General features: G+C 37.4%; 21 protein-coding genes and 1 pseudogene. 16 read left to right on the forward strand and 6 right to left on the reverse strand.

Annotated features, from left to right (window positions below; genetic code table 11):
- Positions 1–153: malate:quinone oxidoreductase (locus AC1DND_RS10735; protein ID WP_477581538.1), on the forward strand; the 153-nt coding region annotated here is incomplete at its 5' end.
- A 554-nt stretch (positions 154–707) separates the two neighbouring features.
- On the opposite strand, the gene ytxJ is transcribed toward AC1DND_RS10735, so the two are convergent.
- The 3 genes from ytxJ to ribH all read right to left on the reverse strand — a co-directional run bounded on the left by ytxJ (position 708) and on the right by ribH (position 1,857).
- Entirely contained in the window at positions 708–1,040 is a 333-nt protein-coding gene (gene ytxJ / locus AC1DND_RS10740; RefSeq protein WP_230149473.1) for a bacillithiol system redox-active protein YtxJ, read from the reverse strand.
- An 89-nt stretch (positions 1,041–1,129) separates the two neighbouring features.
- Positions 1,130–1,252, reverse strand: a complete 123-nt coding sequence (locus AC1DND_RS10745; RefSeq protein ID WP_255420130.1) for a hypothetical protein — start codon at positions 1,250–1,252, stop codon at positions 1,130–1,132.
- Between the two features lie 113 nt (positions 1,253–1,365).
- Complete coding sequence (gene ribH / locus AC1DND_RS10750) at positions 1,366–1,857, reverse strand: 6,7-dimethyl-8-ribityllumazine synthase (protein ID WP_025145257.1); 492 nt, start codon at positions 1,855–1,857, stop codon at positions 1,366–1,368.
- Between the two features lie 164 nt (positions 1,858–2,021).
- Here ribH and AC1DND_RS10755 point away from each other — a divergent pair, with 164 nt between their 5' ends.
- From AC1DND_RS10755 to AC1DND_RS10765, 3 genes and pseudogenes are all read left to right on the forward strand, one after another.
- Positions 2,022–3,701, forward strand: a complete 1,680-nt coding sequence (locus AC1DND_RS10755) for a hypothetical protein (RefSeq protein ID WP_477581512.1) — start codon at positions 2,022–2,024, stop codon at positions 3,699–3,701.
- Between the two features lie 56 nt (positions 3,702–3,757).
- A pseudogene (locus tag AC1DND_RS10760) lies at positions 3,758–3,892 on the forward strand (hypothetical protein); the annotation flags it as partial.
- 15 nt (positions 3,893–3,907) lie between these two features.
- Complete coding sequence (locus tag AC1DND_RS10765) at positions 3,908–8,353, forward strand: alpha-2-macroglobulin family protein (protein WP_477581514.1); 4,446 nt, start codon at positions 3,908–3,910, stop codon at positions 8,351–8,353.
- Between the two features lie 153 nt (positions 8,354–8,506).
- Here AC1DND_RS10765 and AC1DND_RS10770 read toward each other — a convergent pair whose 3' ends face one another.
- The 3 genes from AC1DND_RS10770 to AC1DND_RS10780 all read right to left on the reverse strand — a co-directional run bounded on the left by AC1DND_RS10770 (position 8,507) and on the right by AC1DND_RS10780 (position 10,739).
- A complete protein-coding gene (locus AC1DND_RS10770) occupies positions 8,507–8,755 on the reverse strand; it encodes a LytR/AlgR family response regulator transcription factor (protein WP_477581516.1) in 249 nt (82 codons plus the stop codon).
- A 29-nt stretch (positions 8,756–8,784) separates the two neighbouring features.
- On the reverse strand, positions 8,785–8,976 hold the full coding sequence (locus AC1DND_RS10775) for a LytR/AlgR family response regulator transcription factor (RefSeq protein WP_477581518.1): 192 nt from the start codon (positions 8,974–8,976) through the stop codon (positions 8,785–8,787).
- A 224-nt stretch (positions 8,977–9,200) separates the two neighbouring features.
- Positions 9,201–10,739 carry a sensor histidine kinase gene (locus AC1DND_RS10780; RefSeq protein WP_477581520.1) on the reverse strand — a complete coding sequence of 513 codons (1,539 nt, stop codon included), beginning with the start codon at positions 10,737–10,739 and terminating at the stop codon, positions 9,201–9,203.
- Between the two features lie 351 nt (positions 10,740–11,090).
- Between AC1DND_RS10780 and AC1DND_RS10785 the strand changes: the two genes are divergently transcribed.
- From AC1DND_RS10785 to AC1DND_RS10840, 12 genes are all read left to right on the forward strand, one after another.
- Positions 11,091–11,438, forward strand: a complete 348-nt coding sequence (locus AC1DND_RS10785) for a Spx/MgsR family RNA polymerase-binding regulatory protein (protein WP_029279935.1) — start codon at positions 11,091–11,093, stop codon at positions 11,436–11,438.
- Positions 11,439–11,506: 68 nt separating this feature from the next.
- Positions 11,507–12,247: a carboxypeptidase-like regulatory domain-containing protein gene (locus tag AC1DND_RS10790; protein ID WP_477581522.1), complete on the forward strand. Its 741-nt coding sequence runs from the start codon at positions 11,507–11,509 to the stop codon at positions 12,245–12,247.
- A 146-nt stretch (positions 12,248–12,393) separates the two neighbouring features.
- The gene (locus tag AC1DND_RS10795) at positions 12,394–13,710 is read left to right on the forward strand and encodes a M1 family metallopeptidase (protein ID WP_477581523.1); all 1,317 of its coding nucleotides are present in this window, start codon (positions 12,394–12,396) and stop codon (positions 13,708–13,710) included.
- A 5-nt stretch (positions 13,711–13,715) separates the two neighbouring features.
- On the forward strand, positions 13,716–14,180 hold the full coding sequence (locus tag AC1DND_RS10800) for a hypothetical protein (RefSeq protein WP_477581525.1): 465 nt from the start codon (positions 13,716–13,718) through the stop codon (positions 14,178–14,180).
- Positions 14,181–14,299: 119 nt separating this feature from the next.
- Positions 14,300–14,707, forward strand: coding sequence for a RidA family protein (locus tag AC1DND_RS10805; RefSeq protein ID WP_477581527.1), 408 nt, complete (start codon positions 14,300–14,302; stop codon positions 14,705–14,707).
- Between the two features lie 331 nt (positions 14,708–15,038).
- The gene (locus AC1DND_RS10810; RefSeq protein ID WP_477581529.1) at positions 15,039–15,650 is read left to right on the forward strand and encodes a class I SAM-dependent methyltransferase; all 612 of its coding nucleotides are present in this window, start codon (positions 15,039–15,041) and stop codon (positions 15,648–15,650) included.
- 20 nt (positions 15,651–15,670) lie between these two features.
- Complete coding sequence (locus tag AC1DND_RS10815) at positions 15,671–15,892, forward strand: VF530 family protein (RefSeq protein ID WP_230144600.1); 222 nt, start codon at positions 15,671–15,673, stop codon at positions 15,890–15,892.
- A 300-nt stretch (positions 15,893–16,192) separates the two neighbouring features.
- Positions 16,193–19,009 (forward strand): TonB-dependent receptor, encoded by a 2,817-nt coding sequence (locus tag AC1DND_RS10820; RefSeq protein WP_477581531.1) that lies wholly within the window; start codon positions 16,193–16,195, stop codon positions 19,007–19,009.
- Between the two features lie 432 nt (positions 19,010–19,441).
- Positions 19,442–20,686 carry a chromate efflux transporter gene (gene chrA / locus AC1DND_RS10825; protein ID WP_477581533.1) on the forward strand — a complete coding sequence of 415 codons (1,245 nt, stop codon included), beginning with the start codon at positions 19,442–19,444 and terminating at the stop codon, positions 20,684–20,686.
- Positions 20,670–21,698, forward strand: coding sequence for a sulfotransferase family protein (locus AC1DND_RS10830; RefSeq protein WP_477581535.1), 1,029 nt, complete (start codon positions 20,670–20,672; stop codon positions 21,696–21,698). Before chrA ends, AC1DND_RS10830 begins: the two co-directional genes overlap by 17 nt.
- A gap of 6 nt (positions 21,699–21,704) precedes the next feature.
- On the forward strand, positions 21,705–22,469 hold the full coding sequence (cysQ, locus tag AC1DND_RS10835) for a 3'(2'),5'-bisphosphate nucleotidase CysQ (RefSeq protein WP_477581536.1): 765 nt from the start codon (positions 21,705–21,707) through the stop codon (positions 22,467–22,469).
- A 13-nt stretch (positions 22,470–22,482) separates the two neighbouring features.
- On the forward strand, positions 22,483–22,651 hold a 169-nt coding region (locus AC1DND_RS10840), incomplete at its 3' end, for an adenylyl-sulfate kinase (protein WP_477581540.1).

Raw genomic sequence — 22,651 nt, forward strand, 5'->3', positions numbered from 1 at the left:
GCAGAAGATTTAGCTACCGACGAATGGCAGGCGAAAATCAGAGAAATGATCCCAACCTATGGAAAAGCCTTAGCTCAGGACCCAGAACTTTGCAAAGAAACCAGAACAAGAACATCGAAAGTATTGAAAATAGAAAATACTGTAGTTGCTTAGTTGAAACAACGATATAATTTTATACAAAGTTCCGGTATAAATCGGGACTTTTTTTGTTTTAGGTATTTCCATGGTCTGTCTGCGCAGACCTCAATTGGATAGGTAATTGATCATTTGCATCACCAAACGTTCCTACGGAACGAACACAAATAACAAAATGTTATTTGCTACCTACCATTCGTCCCGAAGGGACGGCCGATACGTTATATTAGCTATCTGTCATCATATTTACCTTATGGGTGGTTCATGAGTAACATTGGTAAGATTGGTTTTCTTTCGTTCCGTTAGGAACGTTTCACAGGTAACACTTGGGGAGAAAGATTTTTTCGTTCCGTAGGAACGTTTGGTGTTCTTTTCACAGACCCTAAAGGAATAAACCTGATGGGAACGGCAGCTCCCGATTGAAAAAATCGGGACTACAGTGTACAGCAGGACTACAGTACCCAATAGCAAACGGGACCTTGTTTTTCAAAGAAATATGGCATATATTCTTACCACGTAAAAGAGGGTATCCAATTGCTTGAATACCCTCTTTTATGAAAAATACTTTGTGGTTAAGCCGCAATTACTTCTGCAACTTCATCTGCAGAAATATCGCTATGTGATGCTTCCAATACACAATCGCCATCTTTAATCAATAAAATCTGCGGTGATTGGTGTGCTACCTGAAAAATTTCGGCAATCTGGTTGGAAATATCACGGTAGCTAATTAAATCTAAAAAGTAAAGTTTTGTGTCAGCGGGAATGATGTCCCAATCAAATTCGAAGTTCTTTTTAGCCATTAAACTGATTGAGCAACGCGTGCTGTGCTTAAAAATAAGGCTAAAACCGCTTGCATTCTTGATCTCGTCAAGCTGTTCTATTGAAGTTAAGTTAACCCAAGTCATGATATTATACGTATTGTTTTACAGGACAACAATTACAGTTAAATAAAGTTCTGTAAATGACCTGAATATGAGATTACAAATGAGGTAGATTAATTCCTTCTGCGTTTTCCTTCTGGATAAGATCCGTAAGCAGGACAAAGTTTAGAAGAACAAGATTCTAAAATGGTAATGGTGCAAAACACCGCCAATAATAAAATGGCTACTTTTTTCATCTGCATAAGTTTGTTTCAATGGTAATGAAGCTATCATGAACCAGTTATGATGGTTTCATCTGATCTGATAGATTTTAAAATTCTAAGTTACAAATAATTATTAAAACGCAAGTTTAAATTTGAGCAGAAAAATCAGCCATTTTAATCGCTGTAATAGCAGCCTCATCGCCTTTGTTGCCATGTTTGCCACCAGCACGATCTTGTGCCTGCTCTAGGTTATTGGTAGTTAAAACACCAAAAATAACTGGTTTGCTGTATTTAATGCCAACATTGGTTACACCCTGTGCTACTGCATCGCAAATAAAATCGAAATGTTTGGTATCACCCTGAATCACGCATCCTAAACAGATTACAGCATCTATATCGCTTCTTTTGCTCAATAGAATTTCTGCACCGCCTGTTAATTCGAAACTTCCCGGTACCGGTAAAGAAATTATATTTTCTTCGGCAACACCATTAGCTAATAATGTTTTTAAAGCACCATTGTACAAAGCACCGGTAATTTCTGCATTCCATTCGGCTACAATAATTCCGAATTTATAGTTTGCTCCGCTAGGAACGGTGGTGTGAGAGAAATCAGATAGATTTTTTAATTGTGTTGACATGGGGCAAAGATAATGTTATGCTTCGAATGTTAAAAACCTTAATGTTTGTTACTTGTAACATTTAGTTCAGTTATAGTTAGATTAGTATAATAATCAGATAAAATTTTAACCGCTTATGGAATTTTTACGTTCTGCCCATCTATATTAAAACGCAAAGCCATCTTATGAACATATCATTACGTATCTCCGCTTTATTTCTTTTTACCTTTTTGTTTTCCTTCGATGTTTCTGCTCAGCATAAATATACGCTGGCCGATTTTTATCGGATAGATTCTCTTGCTAACCTGGCCAAACCCAAGGATGCCCTGGCTTTGATCGAAAAAATAAATCAAGCGGCAAATAAAGAGAACAATGCACCATTGCTGATCAAATCAGTTATCTACCGGATGATGTTTCAAAGCTATTTGGAAGAGAATGCCTTTGATAAAATTTTGGTTGACCTGCGCACAGACATCAGCAATGCCAAACAACCCGAAAAAAGCATTTTACAGTCGCTTTTAGCCGAAACATATTGGAATTATTTGCAACAAAATAGGTGGCAAATTGGATCGCGTACACAAGTACAGGGCGATATTGGCAATGATATTAAAACCTGGAGCATTAAAAAACTAAACGAAGAAACGATAAAATACTACCTGTTATCGTTAAAAGAAGCCAAAATTTTGCAGCAAACTAAAGTTGATGTTTTGGATGCCGTTTTGGCGGGAGATAAAAATAACCGGAATTACAGGCCAACACTGTATGATCTGCTTGCACACCGGGCCATCGATGTTTTTAGCAACACACAGATTAACCTTACACAATATGATGATGACTCAATTGATATGAGCAATGCTGCCTGGTTTGGCAACAGACAGGATTTTTTGGTGATGGAACTCACAAATGATAGTACATTGTTTAAACCGCAAGCTTTGCAGTTGTTTAAAAACCTGATAAGATTTCATCAAAACAGCAATAACTTTTCGGCATTGGCCGATATTGATTTAAAGCGCTTAAAATTTATACAACGAAATTTTAGTGGCGATAATCAGGAATTGTACAATAACGCTTTGAGTAATTTGGCTGAACAAAGCACCCAAACCGAAGTTTATGCCGATATCTTATATGAACAGGCCCTTATGCATAAAAATGCGCAATTGCCTGTTGATACCAACAAACAAAATCTTTTAACAGCCGTTGTTTTAGCCAAAAAAGCTGTTGAGGCCTATCCTAAAAGTATCGGTGCGCAAAATGTAGAAAATTTAATCAGGCAGATTAAAGGCAGCGAATTATCAATTAAAATAAAAGGATATATCCAGCCGGATAAACCTGCACAGTTATATTTATCATATAAAAATACAGATACAGTACATGTTAGGCTGTTTAAAGCACCCGAATCTCAAAATAATTACGAACAGTTTAAAAACAAGGATGACTTTTTAGTTTTTTTTAATCAAAATAAAGTAATCAAAAAATGGTTTGTCGTTGTACCTAAAACCAGCGATTATCAAAGCCATACCTTAATTGATAAAATAGATGGTTTACCCTTTGGTAATTATACTTTGATTGCCCAAACTGTTAACCGCGAACAAAAAGATACCGTTTATAGCAATATTAATTTTAAGGTTACTGCAATGGCTGTAATCAGCAGGCGCAATATTGAAAAACATGAATATTTTGTTAGCCAGCTTAGCGACGGTGCCCCGTTGAAGAATGTTAAAATCCAACAACAGAGATATGACTATAACAAGCGGAAATATATTAATGGCGATTTAATTACCACTAATGAAAATGGTTACGCAACTACAAATGAAACCGGTGGGAATATGTCTCCTATCGGGATGAGGATGATAAAGAACGTGTAATTCTTTTTACTGATAGACCTATTTATCGGCCAGGGCAAACCATTTACTACAAGGGTATATGCTTACAATCGAAAGATGGTAAAAATAAAATAGAAGTAAATAAAACACTTGAGGTTTTTTTTAATGATGCCAACGGAAAGGAAATAACTTCGACTAATGTAACGAGCAATGATTTTGGTACTTTTCAAGGATCTTTTAATATCCCGATGGGGAAATTAAATGGCCAGATGGAAATTGAAACCGATTATGGGCGTATTAATGTACAGGTTGAGGAATACAAACGCCCAACTTTTGAGGTCGTTTTTGATAAACCTAATCAGCACTACAAACTGAACGACAGCATTAAAGTACAAGGTAAAGCCAGTTCTTTTTCAGGATATTCCGTAAATAATGCAAAGGTAAATTATAAGGTTTTCCGTAGAGTATTGTACGATTACCACTTAACTTACACGCAACGTAATGCTATTTATGATTCAAATATATATAGTGAAAGAAAGCAGATTGCCATTGGCAAAACAAATACCAAACCAGGTGGCAAATTCGATATTACCTTTTTTGCAAAGGCCACCAATGCCAAACAGAATTATAGCTACGAAATTGAAACTGAGGTAACGGATTTAAATGGCGAAACCCGAACGAAAACCACAGCGATAAATGTGGGGCAAAAAGATATTAATCTTAATGTCAGTACCGAACAGGTTATTTATGTAAGCAACAAAACCGATAGTATCCCATTCTGGGTAACCAATTTAAACAACGAACCCATTAAAGCGAATGTTAAGGCAGAATGGAGTTTGTTGCAGGCGCCATCCAGGTTAATGAACAAGAGTCCGTTTTATGCCGAAAACTATGCATTAAGTAAAGAGGAGTTTATAATGAATTTTCCAAATGAAGATTATAACAATGAACTCGAAGTAGCCAAATGGCCAATAAAATCGGTAGAATTGAAACAAAGCCCTACTGCTAAAAATGGTCGGGGGAGTTTAAACTTCAACCAAAAAAACCTAAAACCAGGTTATTATAAAATCAATTTAATAGCCATAAACGAGCAGAACGATACCATTAAAGTAGATCAGTATTTAGTTATCTATAATGAAGCGCCTGCAACGATACAATCTAATATCGAATGGATTGCTCCTRAAGTAAGCGTAATTAAACCGACTGAAAGCGCTGTTTTCCGCTTGGCGGGCTTAGCCGATAATAGTAGGGCTTATTATGAAGTTTATTATCGTGATAGTATAGCCGAAAAGGTATGGCTTAATCTATCGCCAAAACAAAGTTTTGTTAAAATTAAACCGAAAGGTAATTACGAGGATGGTTTTGCCGTACAGTTTACCATGGTACATCAAGGTATGGTTTACAGTTCGATGCAACAGGTTAAAATTATAGATCCGAAAAAAGAGTTAGATATCAGGTTTTTAACCTTTAGAAATAAACTTCAGCCTGGTGAAAAAGAAAGCTGGAAACTACAGATCAGTAATAAAAATGGCGAAAAGCAGATGGCCGAAATGGTGGCTACGCTATACGATGCAAGTTTGGACGACTTGAAAAGAATGGATTGGAATACGCAGTTACCAACAGGCTTTAACTATTATTTTTACACTTGGAACTTCAATGTAAATGACATCGCAAACGCTGGTTATTTATGGTTTTTAAGATCTGGAAATAATTTTGGCGTAATTACACGCGGTTACGAAAACCTTAATTTATTCGGTTACAATTATTATGGTGGCTACAACAATGGTTATCGTAATTATATGAACAATTTACAAAGGCCTAAAAGAAAGGGTTTATCTCCTGAGGCTGTTCAGAAATTAGCTGAGTTGGCTAATGGCAAATTAAGCTACGGGGTGGTATTCGATGAACATGGCGAAATATTGCCAGGTGTAGAGGTAAAATCTGGCAAAACAGTAACAACCACTAATGTTTTTGGTATTTATACTATTGATGTTAAAGCAGGGGAAACATTGAGTTTTGCTTTTCTAGGCTTTAAGGGCTACGCTATAAAAGTAGGTGCTAAAAAACGGATTGATGTAACCCTGAAGGAGGATGGAAATGCTTTGAAAGAAGTGGTGGTTACGGGATACGGAGCACAAAAAAAGCAGAATATGACTGGTTCGGTTGTTCAAATTAGAGGGATGTCAACTTTGGAAGGGAAGGCTGCCGGATTAAGTGTTGAAGCACCCACAGTTGAAAAACTAAAGGGAGCTGTTTCTGGCAATAGGGCTGAAGATACTTCAGTCTTTGCAATGGCTGATGAAGATAAATCAACAACAATACGTCAGGAAGTGGAAGTACTTAAATACAAAAAAACTGACATCACGCCACGTACCAATTTCAACGAGCTCGCATTTTTTTATCCACAATTGTTAACCGATGCCAAAGGCGAAATCAAGATCGAGTTCACCATCCCGCAAAGTTTAACACGCTATAAAATGATGGGTTTTGCACATACCAAAGATTTAAAAACGGCATCGATTACCAATGAATTGGTTACCCAGAAACAATTGGCCATTGCCATTAATGCCCCACGTTTTTTCCGCGAAGGGGATACCATCTTATTAAGCGCCAAACTAAATAACCTGGCAGGCAAAAAACTTATCGGTAAGGCCAGTTTAGAACTTACAGATGCCTTAACTGCAAAACCGATCCAGATTTTTGGAACAAACGAAAAAACCGGAAAAACTTTCGAAGTTGATGATGCAGGAAATGCTGTTTTAAAATGGACATTAATTATTCCATCCGGTATTAATGCCATTACCTATAAAGTTTTGGCCCAAAGTGGTAAGTTTAGCGATGGTGAAGAAAATACCATTCCCGTTTTGGCAAACTCAATGTTGGTTACCGAAAGTATGCCTATAAACGTGCGTGGCAATACCAGTAAAACTTTCGATTTTGTGAAGCTGGAGAAATCAGGAGCTTCAAAAACCTTACGTAACCAAAGTTTAACTTTCGAGTTTACCTTAAATCCCATCTGGTATGCCGTGCAGGCATTACCTTATTTGATGGAATACCCCTATGAGTGTGCTKAACAAACTTTTAGCCGGTTTTATGCCAATAGTTTTGCAACAGGTATCATTAATTCCTCACCAAAAATTAAAACCGTTTTCGAACAATGGAAAAATACAAATAATGGCGAAGCCCTCTTATCTAACCTAGAGAAAAACCAGGAGCTCAAATCAATTTTGTTAGAAGAAACGCCTTGGGTGCGTAATGCCGATAATGAAAACGAGCGTAAAAAACGTTTGGCCATGCTTTTCGATTTGAATAGAATGACTTACGAGTTAAAAAACAACTTCGAAAAGTTAGAAAAAATGCAATTTAATAATGGTGCCTTTCCATGGTTTAATGGCATGCAGGAAGATCGGTACATTACACAACACATAGTTTTAGGAATGGGCCAGCTAAAAAAACTAAAACTGATTGACGAAAAAGCTTATCCTAATTTTAATGTAATGCTTAACAAAGCCATTATTTATTTAGATGCACAGCTGGTTAAAGATTATAAGGATGAAGTGAAAGGAAAACGTTTTGCCTATTTGCCGTTGCACTATCTATTCGCCAGAAGTTACACTAATCAAAAAAATACCAATGCAGATTTTTTAAAGGCCAAAGATTTCTATCTGAAAAAATTAATAGCGAGCTGGAAAACCTTTGATACTTACCAGTTGGCACAAACCGCCTTGGTTTTAAATAGAAACGGCAATGAGGTAGAAGCCAAAAAAATCATTACGTTATTAAATCAAACGGCTCAGCAAAATGAAGAACTCGGCATGTATTGGGCTACCAATAAAGCAGGCTGGTGGTGGTACCAAAGTCCGATAGAAACACAGGCTTTATTAATAGAGGCTTTCGACGAAGTGACTAACGATGCCAAATCGGTGGAGGAAATGAAAATCTGGTTGCTCAAAAACAAACAGACCAACGATTGGAAAACAACCAAAGCCACTACGGCAGCTTGTTATGCATTGCTAATGAAAGGTACTAACCTTTTGACAGAGCGCAATGAACCTGAAATAACTATTGGCGGTCAAAAAATAGCAGATTTGCAACAGCCTAACGCCGTAAAAGAAGCTGGAACAGGCTATCAAAAGTTAACCATTGCCGGTACTGATGTAAAACCAGAAATGGGTAAGGTACAGGTGAAAAATAACAACACAACAATTGCATGGGGAGCGCTTTACTGGCAGTATTTTGAGCAATTGGATAAAATAAGCACTGCCAGTACAGGTGTTAAAATTAAAAAGCAATTGTTTATCCAAAAAGCCAGTACTAAGGGCGATATTTTGACGCCATTAACTGCAACAAATGTTTTAGCGCCTGGCGATTTATTAAAAGTGCGTATTGAAATTTATTGTGATCGGGATATGGAATATATTCATTTGAAAGATATGCGTTCATCGGGTTTTGAACCTGTAAACGTAATCTCCAGGTATAAATATCAGGATGGTTTAGGTTATTACGAAAGTACAAAAGATGCTTCAACCAATTTCTTTATTAGTTATATGCCTAAAGGAACCTATGTATTCGAGTATCCATTAAGGGTTACACATGCCGGAAATTTTTCAAATGGAATTACCTCTTTGCAAAGCATGTACGCACCTGAGTTTACCACACACTCAGCAGGAATAAGGGTAAATGTGAAACCTTAATATTTTGACCACCTTTACCCTGACCTGGAGCGAAGCGGAAAGCTACGGAGTAAACCGAGCCTTAAGCGAGCTCACCGAAGGTAATTCATTTCAGGGTCTAACTAATGAAGCACAAACCTCACAGATTTTTAAACCTGTGAGGTTTAAATTGCATTAAGTAAGTTTAATATTGGTATAAGTTGCCCCGATAGGAATAATTTTTTCTCCAATCCAAATCTGGCTGCGATCAAATTTGGATATTTTATTTTTAGCCACAATAAAAGCCCGGTGACAACGGATAAAATCTGCTTTCGGCAACAGTTCAGCCAAATCGTTAATGGTAATCCTCGAGCTTAAAAGTTTGTCTTTTAGCTGTATTTGGGTGTAGTTGCCTGAGGCCTCCACATAAAGGATTTCGTCCAACTCCACCTTAATTTGCTCGTAACCATCTTTTACGAAATTCCACTGATATCTGGCATTTKGATATCCAGAAAAATTAAATCAACCTTGTTCTGCTGAAGATAGCTGATGGCTGCAAAAGCATCTGTAAAAGTTTGTTGCAATGTTACAAATGGAACTTTTGAGGCGTGAGATTTTATAATCTCTAGTGCAATCGGTTCATCATCTATAGCAATGGCAATCATTTTTTATTTTTTTCTTTGTGTTTTTCTCTTCTGTCATGCCGACGAAGGAAGCATCTCTAGGAGAGCTCAAAGGAGATCGTCATTTCGACCGTAGCGGAGAAATCTTTTAAACTTCGGTCAAAGATTTCTCCATTACGCTGCGCTCCAGTCGAAATGACGAATCACCCAAATTTATCAATTTAAATTATTTACTCGTTTATTTGATTTCTGAAAGATACGTATCACTAATCCAATTGCAAAGTTAAATGAACAAAAAACTCATTGGCACTTTCGCGGATAATCAATTCATGTTTTCCGTAATAAAGTAATGATAAACGTTGTTTAACATTTTCTAGTCCGATGCCACTTTTTAATTTCTCGGGGTCATTATCTGCCTTAATGTAAATGCTATTGCTTACATCAAAATATAAAGTTTTTTCTTTGGTTTGCAAGGTGATTTTAATGTACGAAGGCTGTTGCAAGCTAATACCATGTTTAAATGCATTTTCAATAAATGGAATCAACAGCATCGGCGTAATCTGCAGGTTATTTAACTGCTCTTCAATATGTGTATCAATCCTGATATCTGCAGAGCGAGAGGTACGCAGCTTTTGTAAATCAATATAGTTGTTCAGGTATTCTACCTCTCGGGTTAACGAAATTTTATCCTGGGTATTTTCATGGAGCATAAAGCGCATCATATCGCCAAGTTTCTGGATCCCTTCGCCCGTTCTTTCTGCATTTTCCTGCAAAGCTGTTCCGAATAAGGTATTTAAAGCATTGAATAAGAAGTGCGGATTGATCTGCGATTTTAAGAAATTTAGGTTTGCATCCGATTTGCCCAATTCCGTTTTGAGCATCTGAATCTCGCTCTGTTTTTCAAATTTATGTTTGTAAATATACCATGCAGATGGCGTAGTAATGCAGATTAAGCATATTGCGTTTAAAATTAAGGTAATCGGCACTACAGCACCATTGCGCATAAAAGGGATAAGGACGATCGACAGTAGGAGTGAGAGGATAATGGTTAAACCTACATTTCCCCAAAAATACCGGCCAAAACCTTTAAAATCCTTTCTCAGGTTTGGAATAACGTAATAAATAGAGCAAAAAGCTAGAAAGATATTTACCGGTGGTACAATTACCCAAACAATCAGTATTTCGTAATCTATTCTTACTGAAAGTACGGCTGCAAAAATCATGAGCGAAATCAGCCAGATTTTGGTGCTTACAAAAAGCTCAGGAACGATGTTGTTATGGTAATTTTTTAATACCGGGATTCTTTTTAGTAATTCTAGGCCCCGCTCATTAAAATAGGCATAAGCATTAAAGAGTAGATATAAAAAGAAAATATAAGTAAAAGCTTCGCCAAAAAAGATTCCGTAAGCGTTATCGATGTCATCATATTCAACCAACCTGTATGCTTGAGAATAGGTGTTGTAAACCATCCACGCTACTACAGAGAACGCTGTGACCAAAACCGTAAGAATAAGATTAAGTGTTATGTTATTCTTATTTGCAAGTTGGGGCATGAGGCAAAAATTGAACAATAAAAAGCTGATATATAAACTGGTGATCTTAAATAATTCTGGAATAAAGAAGTTTGCCATTACACTATAATCAATACCGCTTTCTTCAAAACGATAAGAATTGCCCGAGTTATAGATTGTGGATGAGCAGATACCAATTAGGGCCAGCACATATAGCGTTGTAGAAATCCAAAACTCAAGCTGGTTGATGCTTTTGGTTTTTATTGTTGATGGGTTACCTGATAGAATTACCATTTGTTTTAGTTTATACCACAATTTTACGAAGAGAATTTACATCTATATTTAAAATGTGATGGATGGGGCAAAAAATGGGATGAATGAATAGGATTTTTAGGATTATTTGATTTTAAGATCGGTTTTTTAGCGTTGTCAACTTTCTTCGTTGTGCTGTCAGATGTTACCATCTGACTGATAGTTGGATTCATACCCGAATGAATAATTACGATTAGTGTCAAATAGAAATATCTGACACTACATCCAGCGCCACAATAAAATAAGGATCTTCAAAATATTAAGTATAAAGCTAAACAGTTTATTAACTTTGCTTTTACATTCAGTCACCCATTAAAAATTCATTCATTCAATATGACCGTTTACGGAATTCCAAATTGCAATACAGTTAAAAAATCGCTCGATTGGTTAAAAGCACATCAGGTTGATTTTGAATTTCACGATTTCAAGAAAAAAGGCATTACAACTGAAAAATTAAATGAATGGTGTAATACCTTTGGTTGGGAAACGGTATTAAACCGCAAAGGTTTAACCTGGAAAAAACTCACTAAAGAAGAGCAGGCTAAAATTGATAACCAAGATTTGGCAATAGCTTATTTAAAAGAAAATACCAGCGCAATAAAACGTCCGATTATTGAGCAAAACAACAAAGCCATATTAATTGGATTTGATGATGACAATTATTTAAAAACACTAGCCTGATTCAATTGTTCTAATGTTAAAGTTTGTTAAATGCAGCTTTTAAATGTCGAACTAAGTTACTTTTGAGTATGTACAAACTGATCATTTTTCTATTGCTTGCCTTGCCAATTGGCGTTTTTGCACAAACGGTAACTACAGGTACGGTTTTCGATTACTCGAAAAAAACGCTCTCTCTTCCTGGTGTTAGTATCAGAAACCTGAACAGTAAAAAATCAACGAGTACAAATAAAGAAGGTAAGTATGCCATTGGTGCCAATATTGGCGATCTTTTAGAGTTTTCTGCCGTTGGCTATCATACCGATACGCTGTACTTAACCAACCTCTTAAATAGAACGATATATCTTCCGGTTAAATCGAACAGTTTAAAAGATGTAAATATTACAGCAGTGCGGATGAATAGTCAGGTTACAGATGCGAAAGATCCATTAGCGGAAAAATATACGCTATTGAGTACGGGTGGAAACCTAAACCGTAAGCGTATAACCGACAAGGTTGGGGGCTTAAACCTAAACCTTGGCTATGGTAAATATAGAAGACAACAACGAAAAGAGGCCGATTTGGAGGAAAAGGAAATGTATCTCCAGGAAATTGATGAGAACTTTACCGCAAAGGCCATTACGGATATGACCAAGCTAGAGGGTGAGGAACTTAAAAACTTCATGATTATTTATCGCCCCTCAGTAGAGACAGTAAAGGCAGAAAGGCCATACCGCTATGCTTATTATATTTCCCGCGCCTTTGTAGCGTGGAAAAAATTAACCCCGCAAGAAAGAAAACTACAGGATTTGCCGAAGTTAAAAGCAAATTAATATACTTAATTACTATCGGTAGCATTGTAGCGATTATTGGTAACATTATAACCACATATAAATCTATATGTGGTTATTTTTTATATTTACCGCCTGATTACAACCTTATTATTATCATGAAATTGACTAAACTAATAACTTTATGTTTGATTTGTTGCGTTTTTGCCTTTTCTGCATCGGCCCAACAAGCTACAACACCGGCACCAGCTACCAATTATAACCCTGCTGAAGCCTTTGGACCATTATTTTATACACAAAACGGGAATGAATTCCGCTCTGCAATTGGCGCACCCGGACCAAAATATTGGCAGAATCGCGTTGATTACAACATYACAGCTAATCTCGATGAAACTAAAAATACGGTTACGGGTACCGTTACCATTACTTACAAAAATAATAGTCCCGATAAATTACCCTATTTATGGCTGCAATTAGACCAGAATACTTTTAAAGAAACTTCACGTGGTTATGCCATTACACCAACGCGTAGCCGTTATGGTGCACAAGGTGAAAAATTTGATGGTGGTTATAAAATCCAGAACATCAGTGTATCGCAAAAAGCTGCTGCTGTAAAATTTACTTCTTTGGTAGAAGATACGCGCATGCAGATCCGTTTAGATCAACCAATGGCAGCTAATGGTGATATTGTAACTGTTAAAATGGACTATTCTTTCGTTATCCCAAAAGAGGGCTCGGACAGGACAGGACATTTAACTACAAAAAATGGTGAAATTTTTGCTATTGCACAGTGGTTTCCACGGATGTGTGTGTATGATGATGTGCTAGGATGGAATACTTTGCCTTATTGGGGCGGCGGTGAATTTTATTGCGAATATGGCGATATTAATTTTGCCATTACCGCACCGGCAAGCCATATCGTAATGGGCTCGGGCGAATTGTTAAATCCTGCCGAAGTTTTTACACCAGAACAATTAAAAAGATGGAATGCCGCTAAACTTAGCGATGCTACCATTCATATCCGTACAGAAGAAGAGGTAACAGATCCAAAATCCCGTCCGGCGAAAGATAAATTAACCTGGAGATTTAAAATCTTAAATGCACGCGATGCGGCCTGGGCTTCATCTAAATCTTTTGTGTTAGATGCAGCAAGGATCAATTTGCCAAGCGGTAAAAAATCCCTAGCCGTTTCTGCACAACCAGTAGAAAGCAACGGTGTTGATGCATATGGCCGTGGTGTAGAATATGTAAAATCTACCATTGAGCACTACTCAGCCAAATGGTTCGAATATCCATATCCAATGGCAGTTAATGTGGCTACCAATGTAGGTGGCATGGAATATCCTGGTATTGTTTTTTGTGGTTGGAAAGCTAAAAAAGCAGGTGCATGGGGCGTAATCGATCACGAATTCGGCCATACCTGGTTCCCTATGATTGTGGGTTCCAACGAACGTAAATATGGTTGGATGGATGAAGGCTATATTATAAACCAGGATGGGGCTTAGATATCTTGAGAAATCAGATTTTAGGTGAAGATCGTTTTGATTATGCTTTCCGTCAATACATTAAAAACTGGGCATTTAAACATCCAACCCCATTTGATTTCTTTCGTTCGATGGAAAATGGTGCTGGCGAAGATTTAGCCTGGTTCTGGAGAAGCTGGTGGTTAAACAACTGGAAAATGGATCAGGGTATTGCTGGTGTTGAGGCCGTTAAGAAAGACGATAAATTGGTGGGCTACGCGATTAAAGTTGTAAACCTGGAGAAAATGCCAATGCCAATTATCCTGCAGGTTAAAACCAAAAGTGGTAAAACGGATATCGTAAAAGTTCCGGTTGATGTTTGGATGAAAAATGCGACTTGGTTGGTACGTTATCCAACAACTGAAGAGATCGAATCCGTTACCTTAGATCCTAATAAAGTATTGCCAGATTCGAACACAGATAATAATACCTGGACAGCTACGGGTAACTAATTAAGCCTGATAATTATTATAGCCTCCTGATTTATAAAGATCAGGAGGTTTTTTATTGCAAACAACCGACGGTTTACTATTTCTTATCGAATAATTTAGCACCTGTTAATTTATAGCTAATGGAAAAACCTACTTTAGAAATCACCAACCCCGCAGGGATATACGATCCCCGTCCGCATGGATATTCTCACGTTGCTTTAGTTTCAGCCAATTCCTCACTTGTATTTGTTGCAGGCCAGGGTGGTAGCAGAATGGATGGCATACTGAGTGATGATTTTAGGACTCAGGTAAGTATTGTATTCGAAAATATAGCTTTGGCTTTAAAAAGCAAAGGCTTAACCATGGCCAATATTGCAAAGCTCACAACATTGGTGGTGGATTATGATGAGGCGAAACACGAAATCCTGATCAAAGAATCGAACAAAATATGGCCTGATCAGAAATTTCCGGTAAACACTCTTATTCCGGTACAAAGATTGGCCCTAACTGGCATGCTGATCGAAATTGATGCTACGGCTATTGGCTAATTTACAAACTGATGTTGTGTGTTTTTGGAAATGAAGGGTTCCGTTCTCTTGGAGGTTTTCAGTCCCGCTTTCCGTTCAAAGTCCTCGCTGCGCTGCGGGCTTCCGCTTCAATCGGGTTTAGAAACATCGCTTCGATGCCTTGGCACCATGCTAGGAGCAGACCTTTCATCCTAAACCTGATAGTAGCGGGCATCCCGATTCTTCATCGGGATAAAGCGGATGGCAGGGCTGCATTTGCCAAGAACCATTGCACGTTTGTTTCCAAAAAAATATAGCTATAATTAATTTGATGTTGCTAAAGCATTAATAATAAATTGAAAAAATTATACAGATGGAAAAAGGAGAACGCAAAAATGTTTATAAGGCTTACAATAAGATGGGTAAATGGTTTGCCGAAAACCGCTATGCTGGTTTAGAAGAGAAAACCTATTTGGACGATTTACTTAAGCGAGTGCCTCTAAATGCAAGTATTTTAGATTTGGGCTGCGGCAGCGGAAAACCTATATTGGAATATCTGATCAGCCAAAATGTAAACGTTCTCGGAATCGATGCCAGTACACAGATGCTAGAATTGGCCAGACTAAATTTTCCAGACACAAAGTTTATGCTGAAAGATATGCGTAAACTTGATTTAGATGAAAGATTCGATGCAATAATTGCCTGGCACAGTTTTTTTCATCTCCCGGCAGCCGATCAGCCTGGTATGTTCAGTATTTTTAGACGTCACCTTAAACCAAATGGCATTTTGTTGTTTACCTCGGGAACGGATAGAGGAGAGGTTTGGGGGTTGAACGGTGGTGAAAACTTATTCCATGATTCTTTAGACACAGATGAATATCGATCATTGCTTGAATCCAATCACTTTGAAGTGCTTAGCCATATCATAAACGACCCTGATTGTGGCGGTGCAAATGTTTGGATGACACAATATAAACCCCGATAATTTTGCCTTAACTTTGCAGCATGGCCGAACAGCAAAAAAACAATCCCTTACACGGTATCACCTTAGAAAAAATTGTAACCGATCTTCAGCTACACTACGGCTGGGAAAAACTGGGATCACTGATCAGGATCGATTGTTTTAACAACAACCAAACGATAAAATCGAGCTTAAAATTTTTAAGAAGAATGCCCTGGGCGCGTAAAAAGGTAGAAGAATTATATCTTGATACGTTTCATAAATAAGATCTAATGTGCTAGTGATCAAACTCAACATTTGTTCAGTTCATTCTAACATTCAACCATTCTGTCATTCAATAATTATCTCACCTTGCAGCCTTTCCTTTAAAACGCTCAATAATCAAAGCCCTCAGACTTCAGAAGTTTCAAAGGTCGGTGTAGGAGCGAACTTCGGAAGGCGGCCTGCCTAAGGGTTATTTAGAAAAAAAATATTTTTTCTGTCACACTTTTCAGTTTTTGGTGTCTTATAGTTGAAACCTTAAAAAGGGCTAATCAAACAAACCAACAAAAAAGACAATCTTAACTATGAAAACCTATTTATGGATATTGCTGTGCGTATTATCTACGAAAGTATTCGCACAACAGACGGGTAATATAAATGGAAAAATCATTGATGCGAAAACCGATCAACCTATTGAATATGTGGGCATTATTTTGTCCGGTAAAACTGATTCGACCAAAAAAGTAGGTGTAATAACCAACAAAGCCGGAGAATTTTCTTTTAATGCGGTTGCCAATGGCGACTATAAAATCAGGATTTCGGCCTTAGGATATAATTCCATCACCAAAAACATTAATTTGAACGGAAAGGCTGTTAACATTGGCACTTTAAAATTAGTAGAAGATGCCATTACCTTAAAAGATGTAGCTGTAAGTGGCCGTTATGCTACAGCCACTGTAAAAAAAGATACCATAGAATTTAATGCCGATGCTTATAAAACCAGGCCAAATGCAGCGGTAGAAGATTTATTGAAGAAGCTTCCAGGTGTAACCGTTGATAAAGATGGAAGTATTTTGGTGCAGGGACAAAAAGTTACCCGCTTAACTGTCGATGGTAAGGATTTCTTTGGCACTGACCCTAAAACGGCAACAAAAAACCTCCCTGCAGATGCGATTGCCAAAGTACAGTTGATTGACAGCAAAACGCTGGAAGCGAAAGCCACTGGCATTGACGACGGTCAGCGCGAAAAAGTATTGAACCTCACCATTAAAGAAGATAAGAAAAAGGGCTGGTTCGGTAACGCCAATCTTGCAGGAGGAACAACCGATAAATATGGAAGTTACTTAAGTGCCAACCACTTTAACAAAAACCTGCAGTTTGCTGTTCTGGGCATGAGCAACAATACCAATGATGCGAGTTTCGGTTACGATGACCTGAGTAGTTTCAGCGGTGGAAATATCGGAAATATTTTTGCCCCACCTGCGGGGGGAAGTTTCTCCATCAATAACAATAACGGCAAAACAACCATTGGCGGCAGTGGGGTTTTTGATAACAATGCCATTGGACTCTACACCACACATAGTGGAGGCGTAAACTACAGTAATTCCTGGGGCAAAAACAATAAACTGTCCATCAGTGGAAGTTATTTTACCTATTTTTCTTCGGGTTTAGGTAATAAATTATCCAATATCCAGGACTTAAGCGCTGGCGATATTTTACGCACCCTGGATAATACCGACCGCAATAGCAATAATCAAGCACACCGCTTTAATTTTAAGGCAGAATACCACCCTGATTCGTTAACCGATATGGTATTCCGGCCAAATGTGATCCTCAACAGTAACACCAACATCAACAACCGTACATTCAAGGCTAATTTTGATGCTACAGGAAAAGCAAATGATGGAAGCCAGTATTACAATCAGCATAATTTCACCCCATCCTTATTTGGCGAGTTTACCGTGCTGAGGAGATTGGCCAATAAAAAAGGCTCGGTTTCGCTCCGGTTAAATGGTACACAGAATACCTTTAATTCTGACTGGTTAAATCAATCGCTGCTTCATCAATATGTAAATGGTGATACTGCCGTTACCAATATCAATCAGCTAGCGAATCAGGAAAATGCCTCAAAAACCTATACCATCAACGGAAATTATGCCCGGCCATTAAATCAAAAATGGAGTGCCAATCTTGCTTACGGTTATACAAGAAGCATTGTTGATGCGCAGCAGATTACCTTTGATTATAATCCGACTACCGATCGCTACGAAAGCATTGTGCCATCCTTATCCAATATTTTCGATAACCATAACAGCCAACAAGTTGCAGGTTTAGGGTTTATCTACACCGGAAAGGATTGGACCTATAATTTCGGTTTCAATGCACAGGAAAGTTTGTTAAATGCCAATGTATTTAATAATGTAGGTGCCAATATTGGCAATATTGAAAAATCGTATTACAACTTATTGCCGCGTTTAACGGTCAATTTTAAAAATAAAGCGAATCAAACCATTGCTATCAATTACCGGGCAAGCGTTAATCTGCCTTCAGTTACCGATCTGCAGCCTGTACAGAACAATACCAATCCATTATATCAAAGAATCGGAAACCCTGATCTCGAAGGCCGGAAAAACCATCGCCTATCGGTAAACTTTAATACCTTTAGTCCAGATAATAACCGCTATTGGAATGGATATTTCCTCTACAACTTATCTTTTGATGATACCGGAAATGATATTACCTATAACAATGGTATCCAAACGGTGAAGCCGATTAACGTAAATGGTAATTATTACCTGCGAGCCGGAACATTTTTTGGGATGCCATCAAAACTTAAAGGTTTAAGGACTAATTATGGTGCAAATTTCTTCACTGAACATAGAACAAACTTTATCAGCGGCGCTAAAAACATTACCAACAGGTTCGAAATTGGACCAAATATTAACTGGAGCTACGATATTGATGATAAATTTAATGCTGGTATTTTTGCTTATGTTGCCTATACCAAAATAAATAATTCGGCCGAATTGGCGATCGACAATAAATATTTTACGCTAAATAACACCTTAAATCTAAGTTACGAGTTCATTAAAGATTTACGGATAGAAGCTGATTTGAATCATATCGGTTCAGCTGGCCGCGCTGATGGGTTTAATAACAATTACTTTTTACTTAACGCGGGCATAAACAAATATTTAATGAAACGAAGGGTAACACTGAGTTTAAAAGGTTTTGATATCCTGAACCAGAATACCAGCATAGATAGAGTTGTAAATAGCAGCCGGATTGAAGATGTAAGGTACAACAACATCACCCGGTATTTTTATTTATCGCTAAATTACAAGTTAACCAAAGTGGGCGCAAACAACCAAAGGAGCAACCCACGTAATACGGTAAATTAGCAAAATCTTTTAGGTTTAATAAGGCCGCTGACAATTACTTCTGATAAGTAAATGTTAGGGGCTTTGTGTTAGGTAATTATTAAAGAATCTCCACAAACTTTTGTCGATATTTTCTTTGTGTTAAATTAAGGCATTTTAAGGCGCAAATTTCTTAACGCCCATAGGAAAACATAAGGTAAGGATTAACTCACATCATCCGCAGAGTTTGTTTTTTAACATTTCATGTTGTTCTGATATGAAAATGATAAATTTCATGGTTTAATCAAACGTTTGCGTTGTGTTTAAGTGGTTTATGCATTCAAAATCGCATAAATTAGGTTCTTAAACAAAAAAGCAATAGCCAGGCAGGCCTTTTTTGAAATCTGACTCACGCTTATTGCGCAAAAATTAATGGTATATTGTTTAAGCATTCTAGTTAATCTTAAAAAGAAGATGGAGTTATCAGTAGCAGGCGATATAACCAAAGAAAAAACAACACTTAAATATCTTTTCTTCACCTTTCTTAAAATTGGCTGTGTAAGCTTTGGCGGACATATGGCTTTGGTCTCGCTGATTCAGCGCATTATGGTTGAGCAGGATAAAACCATTAATAATGAAGATGTACTAAACAGCGTAACAGTAGCTTCTTTTATGCCTGGTCCTATGGCCGTAAATGTTGTGGCCAATATTGGTTATTCTTTAAAAGGTAAACTAGGTGCTGCGGTGAGTATGTTCGCTGTTTTGCTACCGGMAAGTATTTTAATGCTTTGTTTGGCTTATGTTTATTACTCAAATGGGCTCAATATATCCTGGAGCTTGATGATGCAATATGTAGGGGCAATTGTAAGTATGATCATTTTGTCGACAGGATTACAGTTGTTTAAAAAAGAAATTTCCCTTAATTACGGTAAAATCTTTCTTTTTTTGATAGCTATAACGCTCGATCTGATTAAAGGGAATTACCTCGTAACAATTGTTCTTATAATCATTGGAGCCGTTGCTGGGCTGGTTTTTGATCAGAAAGAAAACAACTATACTGAGGCGATAACTAGTTTTAAGCGGAAGTTTAAACTTAGGTTAAAGTCATTTTCGTTTATTGCCGTTACTGTTTTGTTCATCAACCAGGTTTTATTTATTACTGGTGCATTTAAATCTTATCAAAGCATCTATTTTAAGATCGGAACCATTTTTTCAGGCATTAGCATTTCCTTATTTGGAGGTGGATACCTCGTTATCCCCATTATGCAGTCGTTACTGGTAAAAGATATGAAGTGGTTGAGCGCAAGGGAATTGATAGATGTAATCGCTTTTAGTCAGGTTACACCCGGGCCAATTCTGGTGAGCTCAACATTCATTGGTTTTAAGTTAGCCGGTTTTTTAGGTGCACTGGTTGCTACCTGTAGTATGTTTGTTCCATCTGCTATTTTAATGATTGTTGTTTCAAAAATCTTTAATAAAACCAAAGATCACCCCTTGATCAAAAGTATGATATCGGGAATTAAGGTGGTGGTAATCGGCCTGATCATATCATCAGCTATAAAAATATTATTATTGCAGCCACGAACACTTTTGGTTGGAGCAATGTGTGTAGTTTCATTAATATTAAGCTATAAGTATAAATTAAGCCCGGTATATTTAATACTCGGCGCTATTTTTTTGGGAACAGTATCGATTTTATATAATGGAAAGCTTTTTTAAACCAGATGGTATCCAGATCATCGGAACGCAAAGATCTGGTTCCAACTTACTCAGGGTAATATTAGACCAATCTAATCAGATTGCCTCTCCGCACCCACCTCATATTTTGGTCACTTTTGTGCCATTGTTAGAATTATATGGTTTTTTAACCGAAGCAAAATATAAGATATTAATTAACGATGTTGTAAATTATGTTAGGGCTAATCCTGTGCCATGGGATGGCGTTGAGCTGGATGAAGCTTGGATTTATGAAAATTCAAAAACTTACAGCCTTTTTGAGATTAACCGATTGGTATATGAAACTGCCGCAATAGCAAAAAAAGCTAAATATTGGTGCTGTAAGAGTATGGCCAATGTACACTATGCTGCTGATTTGGAAATGCATTCGCCTAATCTGAAATATATTTATTTATACCGTGATGGGAGAGATGTTGCCCTTTCTTTTAAAAAAGCAATTGTAGGCGAAAAGCATATTTATCATTTAGCTAAACAATGGCATAAAGATCAAAGTGCCTGTATCGAACTTTCGAAAAAGATCAGCAACGATCGTTTTTTCTCTTTAAATTATGAGGAGTTAATTGCAGATCCGGCAAAGCTTATTCAAAGTTTATGTAGGTTTTTGGCAATTGATTACGCTGAAACAATGCTCGATTTTCACAACTCAAAAGAATCGCTAGCCACCGCTAATGCCGGCGAAATGTGGGAAAATCTGGCTAAACCGATTATCAAAGATAATAGTGGTAAATTTCGGAGAGAATTGAGTACAGCAGAAATCGACATATTCGAATGTATTAATCACCAAACCTTAACCGATTTGGGCTATGTTTTAGATCGCCCTGAGAATAAAAATAAACTAATTTCTGGTGAAGAGGTAGAGCAGTATGGTGTTGAAAATGAACTTCTTAGGAAAGACGTCCTGTTAAGTGCCCGTCAATCTGATCTTGATAACAGAGGACCTCAACTGGAGATATTAAAAGAAATTAAGGCTAAGAATTTAGCCGTAAAAGTTTAGCGTAAAATGATAGGTACCATTGATATAAATGCCATACTAAGAATAGCTGTTGAGGCGGGGAAGGCAATTTTAACCGTTTACAATCATGATGAAGATTTTGAGGTATCAGCCAAAAGCGATTCTTCTCCTTTAACTAAGGCTGATAAAATTGCAAACGATATGATATGTCGCGACCTGAAACGGTTATATCCAGCCATCCCAATTATATCTGAAGAAGGAAAAAATATTCCTTACGAAGAGCGGAAAAACTGGGAAGTATATTGGTGCGTAGATCCGTTGGATGGAACCAAAGAGTTTATTAAACGAAATGGTGAGTTTACTGTAAATATTGCTTTAATCCGTGATGGGTTACCTGTGCTGGGGGTAATTTATATCCCGGTACAAAATTTATTGTATTATGGTGAGGCGTCTTCTGGAAGCTGGAAACAGATCCCCGGCGAAGATCCAATTCAAATTAAAGCGGTTAAGAAGAACAATGAATGGACAGCTGCGATAAGCAGATCACATGCAGATGGAGAAGAAAAAGCAATTCTCAGCAAATATCCGATAGTCAATTTTATTTCGGTAGGCAGCTCTCTTAAATTCTGTTTGTTAGCAGAAGGTAAGGCACAGATTTATTTACGCACCGGACCAACCATGGAATGGGATACTGCTGCCGGCCATGCCATTATTTTATTTAGCGGATGTAATATCAATACATTATCTGGTCGTGAAATGTTATACAACAAGGAATCTTTGCTAAACGAAGGCTTTTTGTGTAAGGTTGATTAATTTTAATAAAACTATGCCGCTTCAAACTACAACTCAAAATGGTTATGTAATTCCCAGTCAAAGAGGAATAGTAGTTTGGCTATTTGGATTATCGGGCTCCGGAAAAACAACTATTTCTACTTTATTAAAGGAAAAGCTCGAAGAAGAAGGCTTTTTCGCTATAACATTAGATGGAGATGTAC

Source organism: Pedobacter sp. 01N416, from assembly GCF_056399685.1.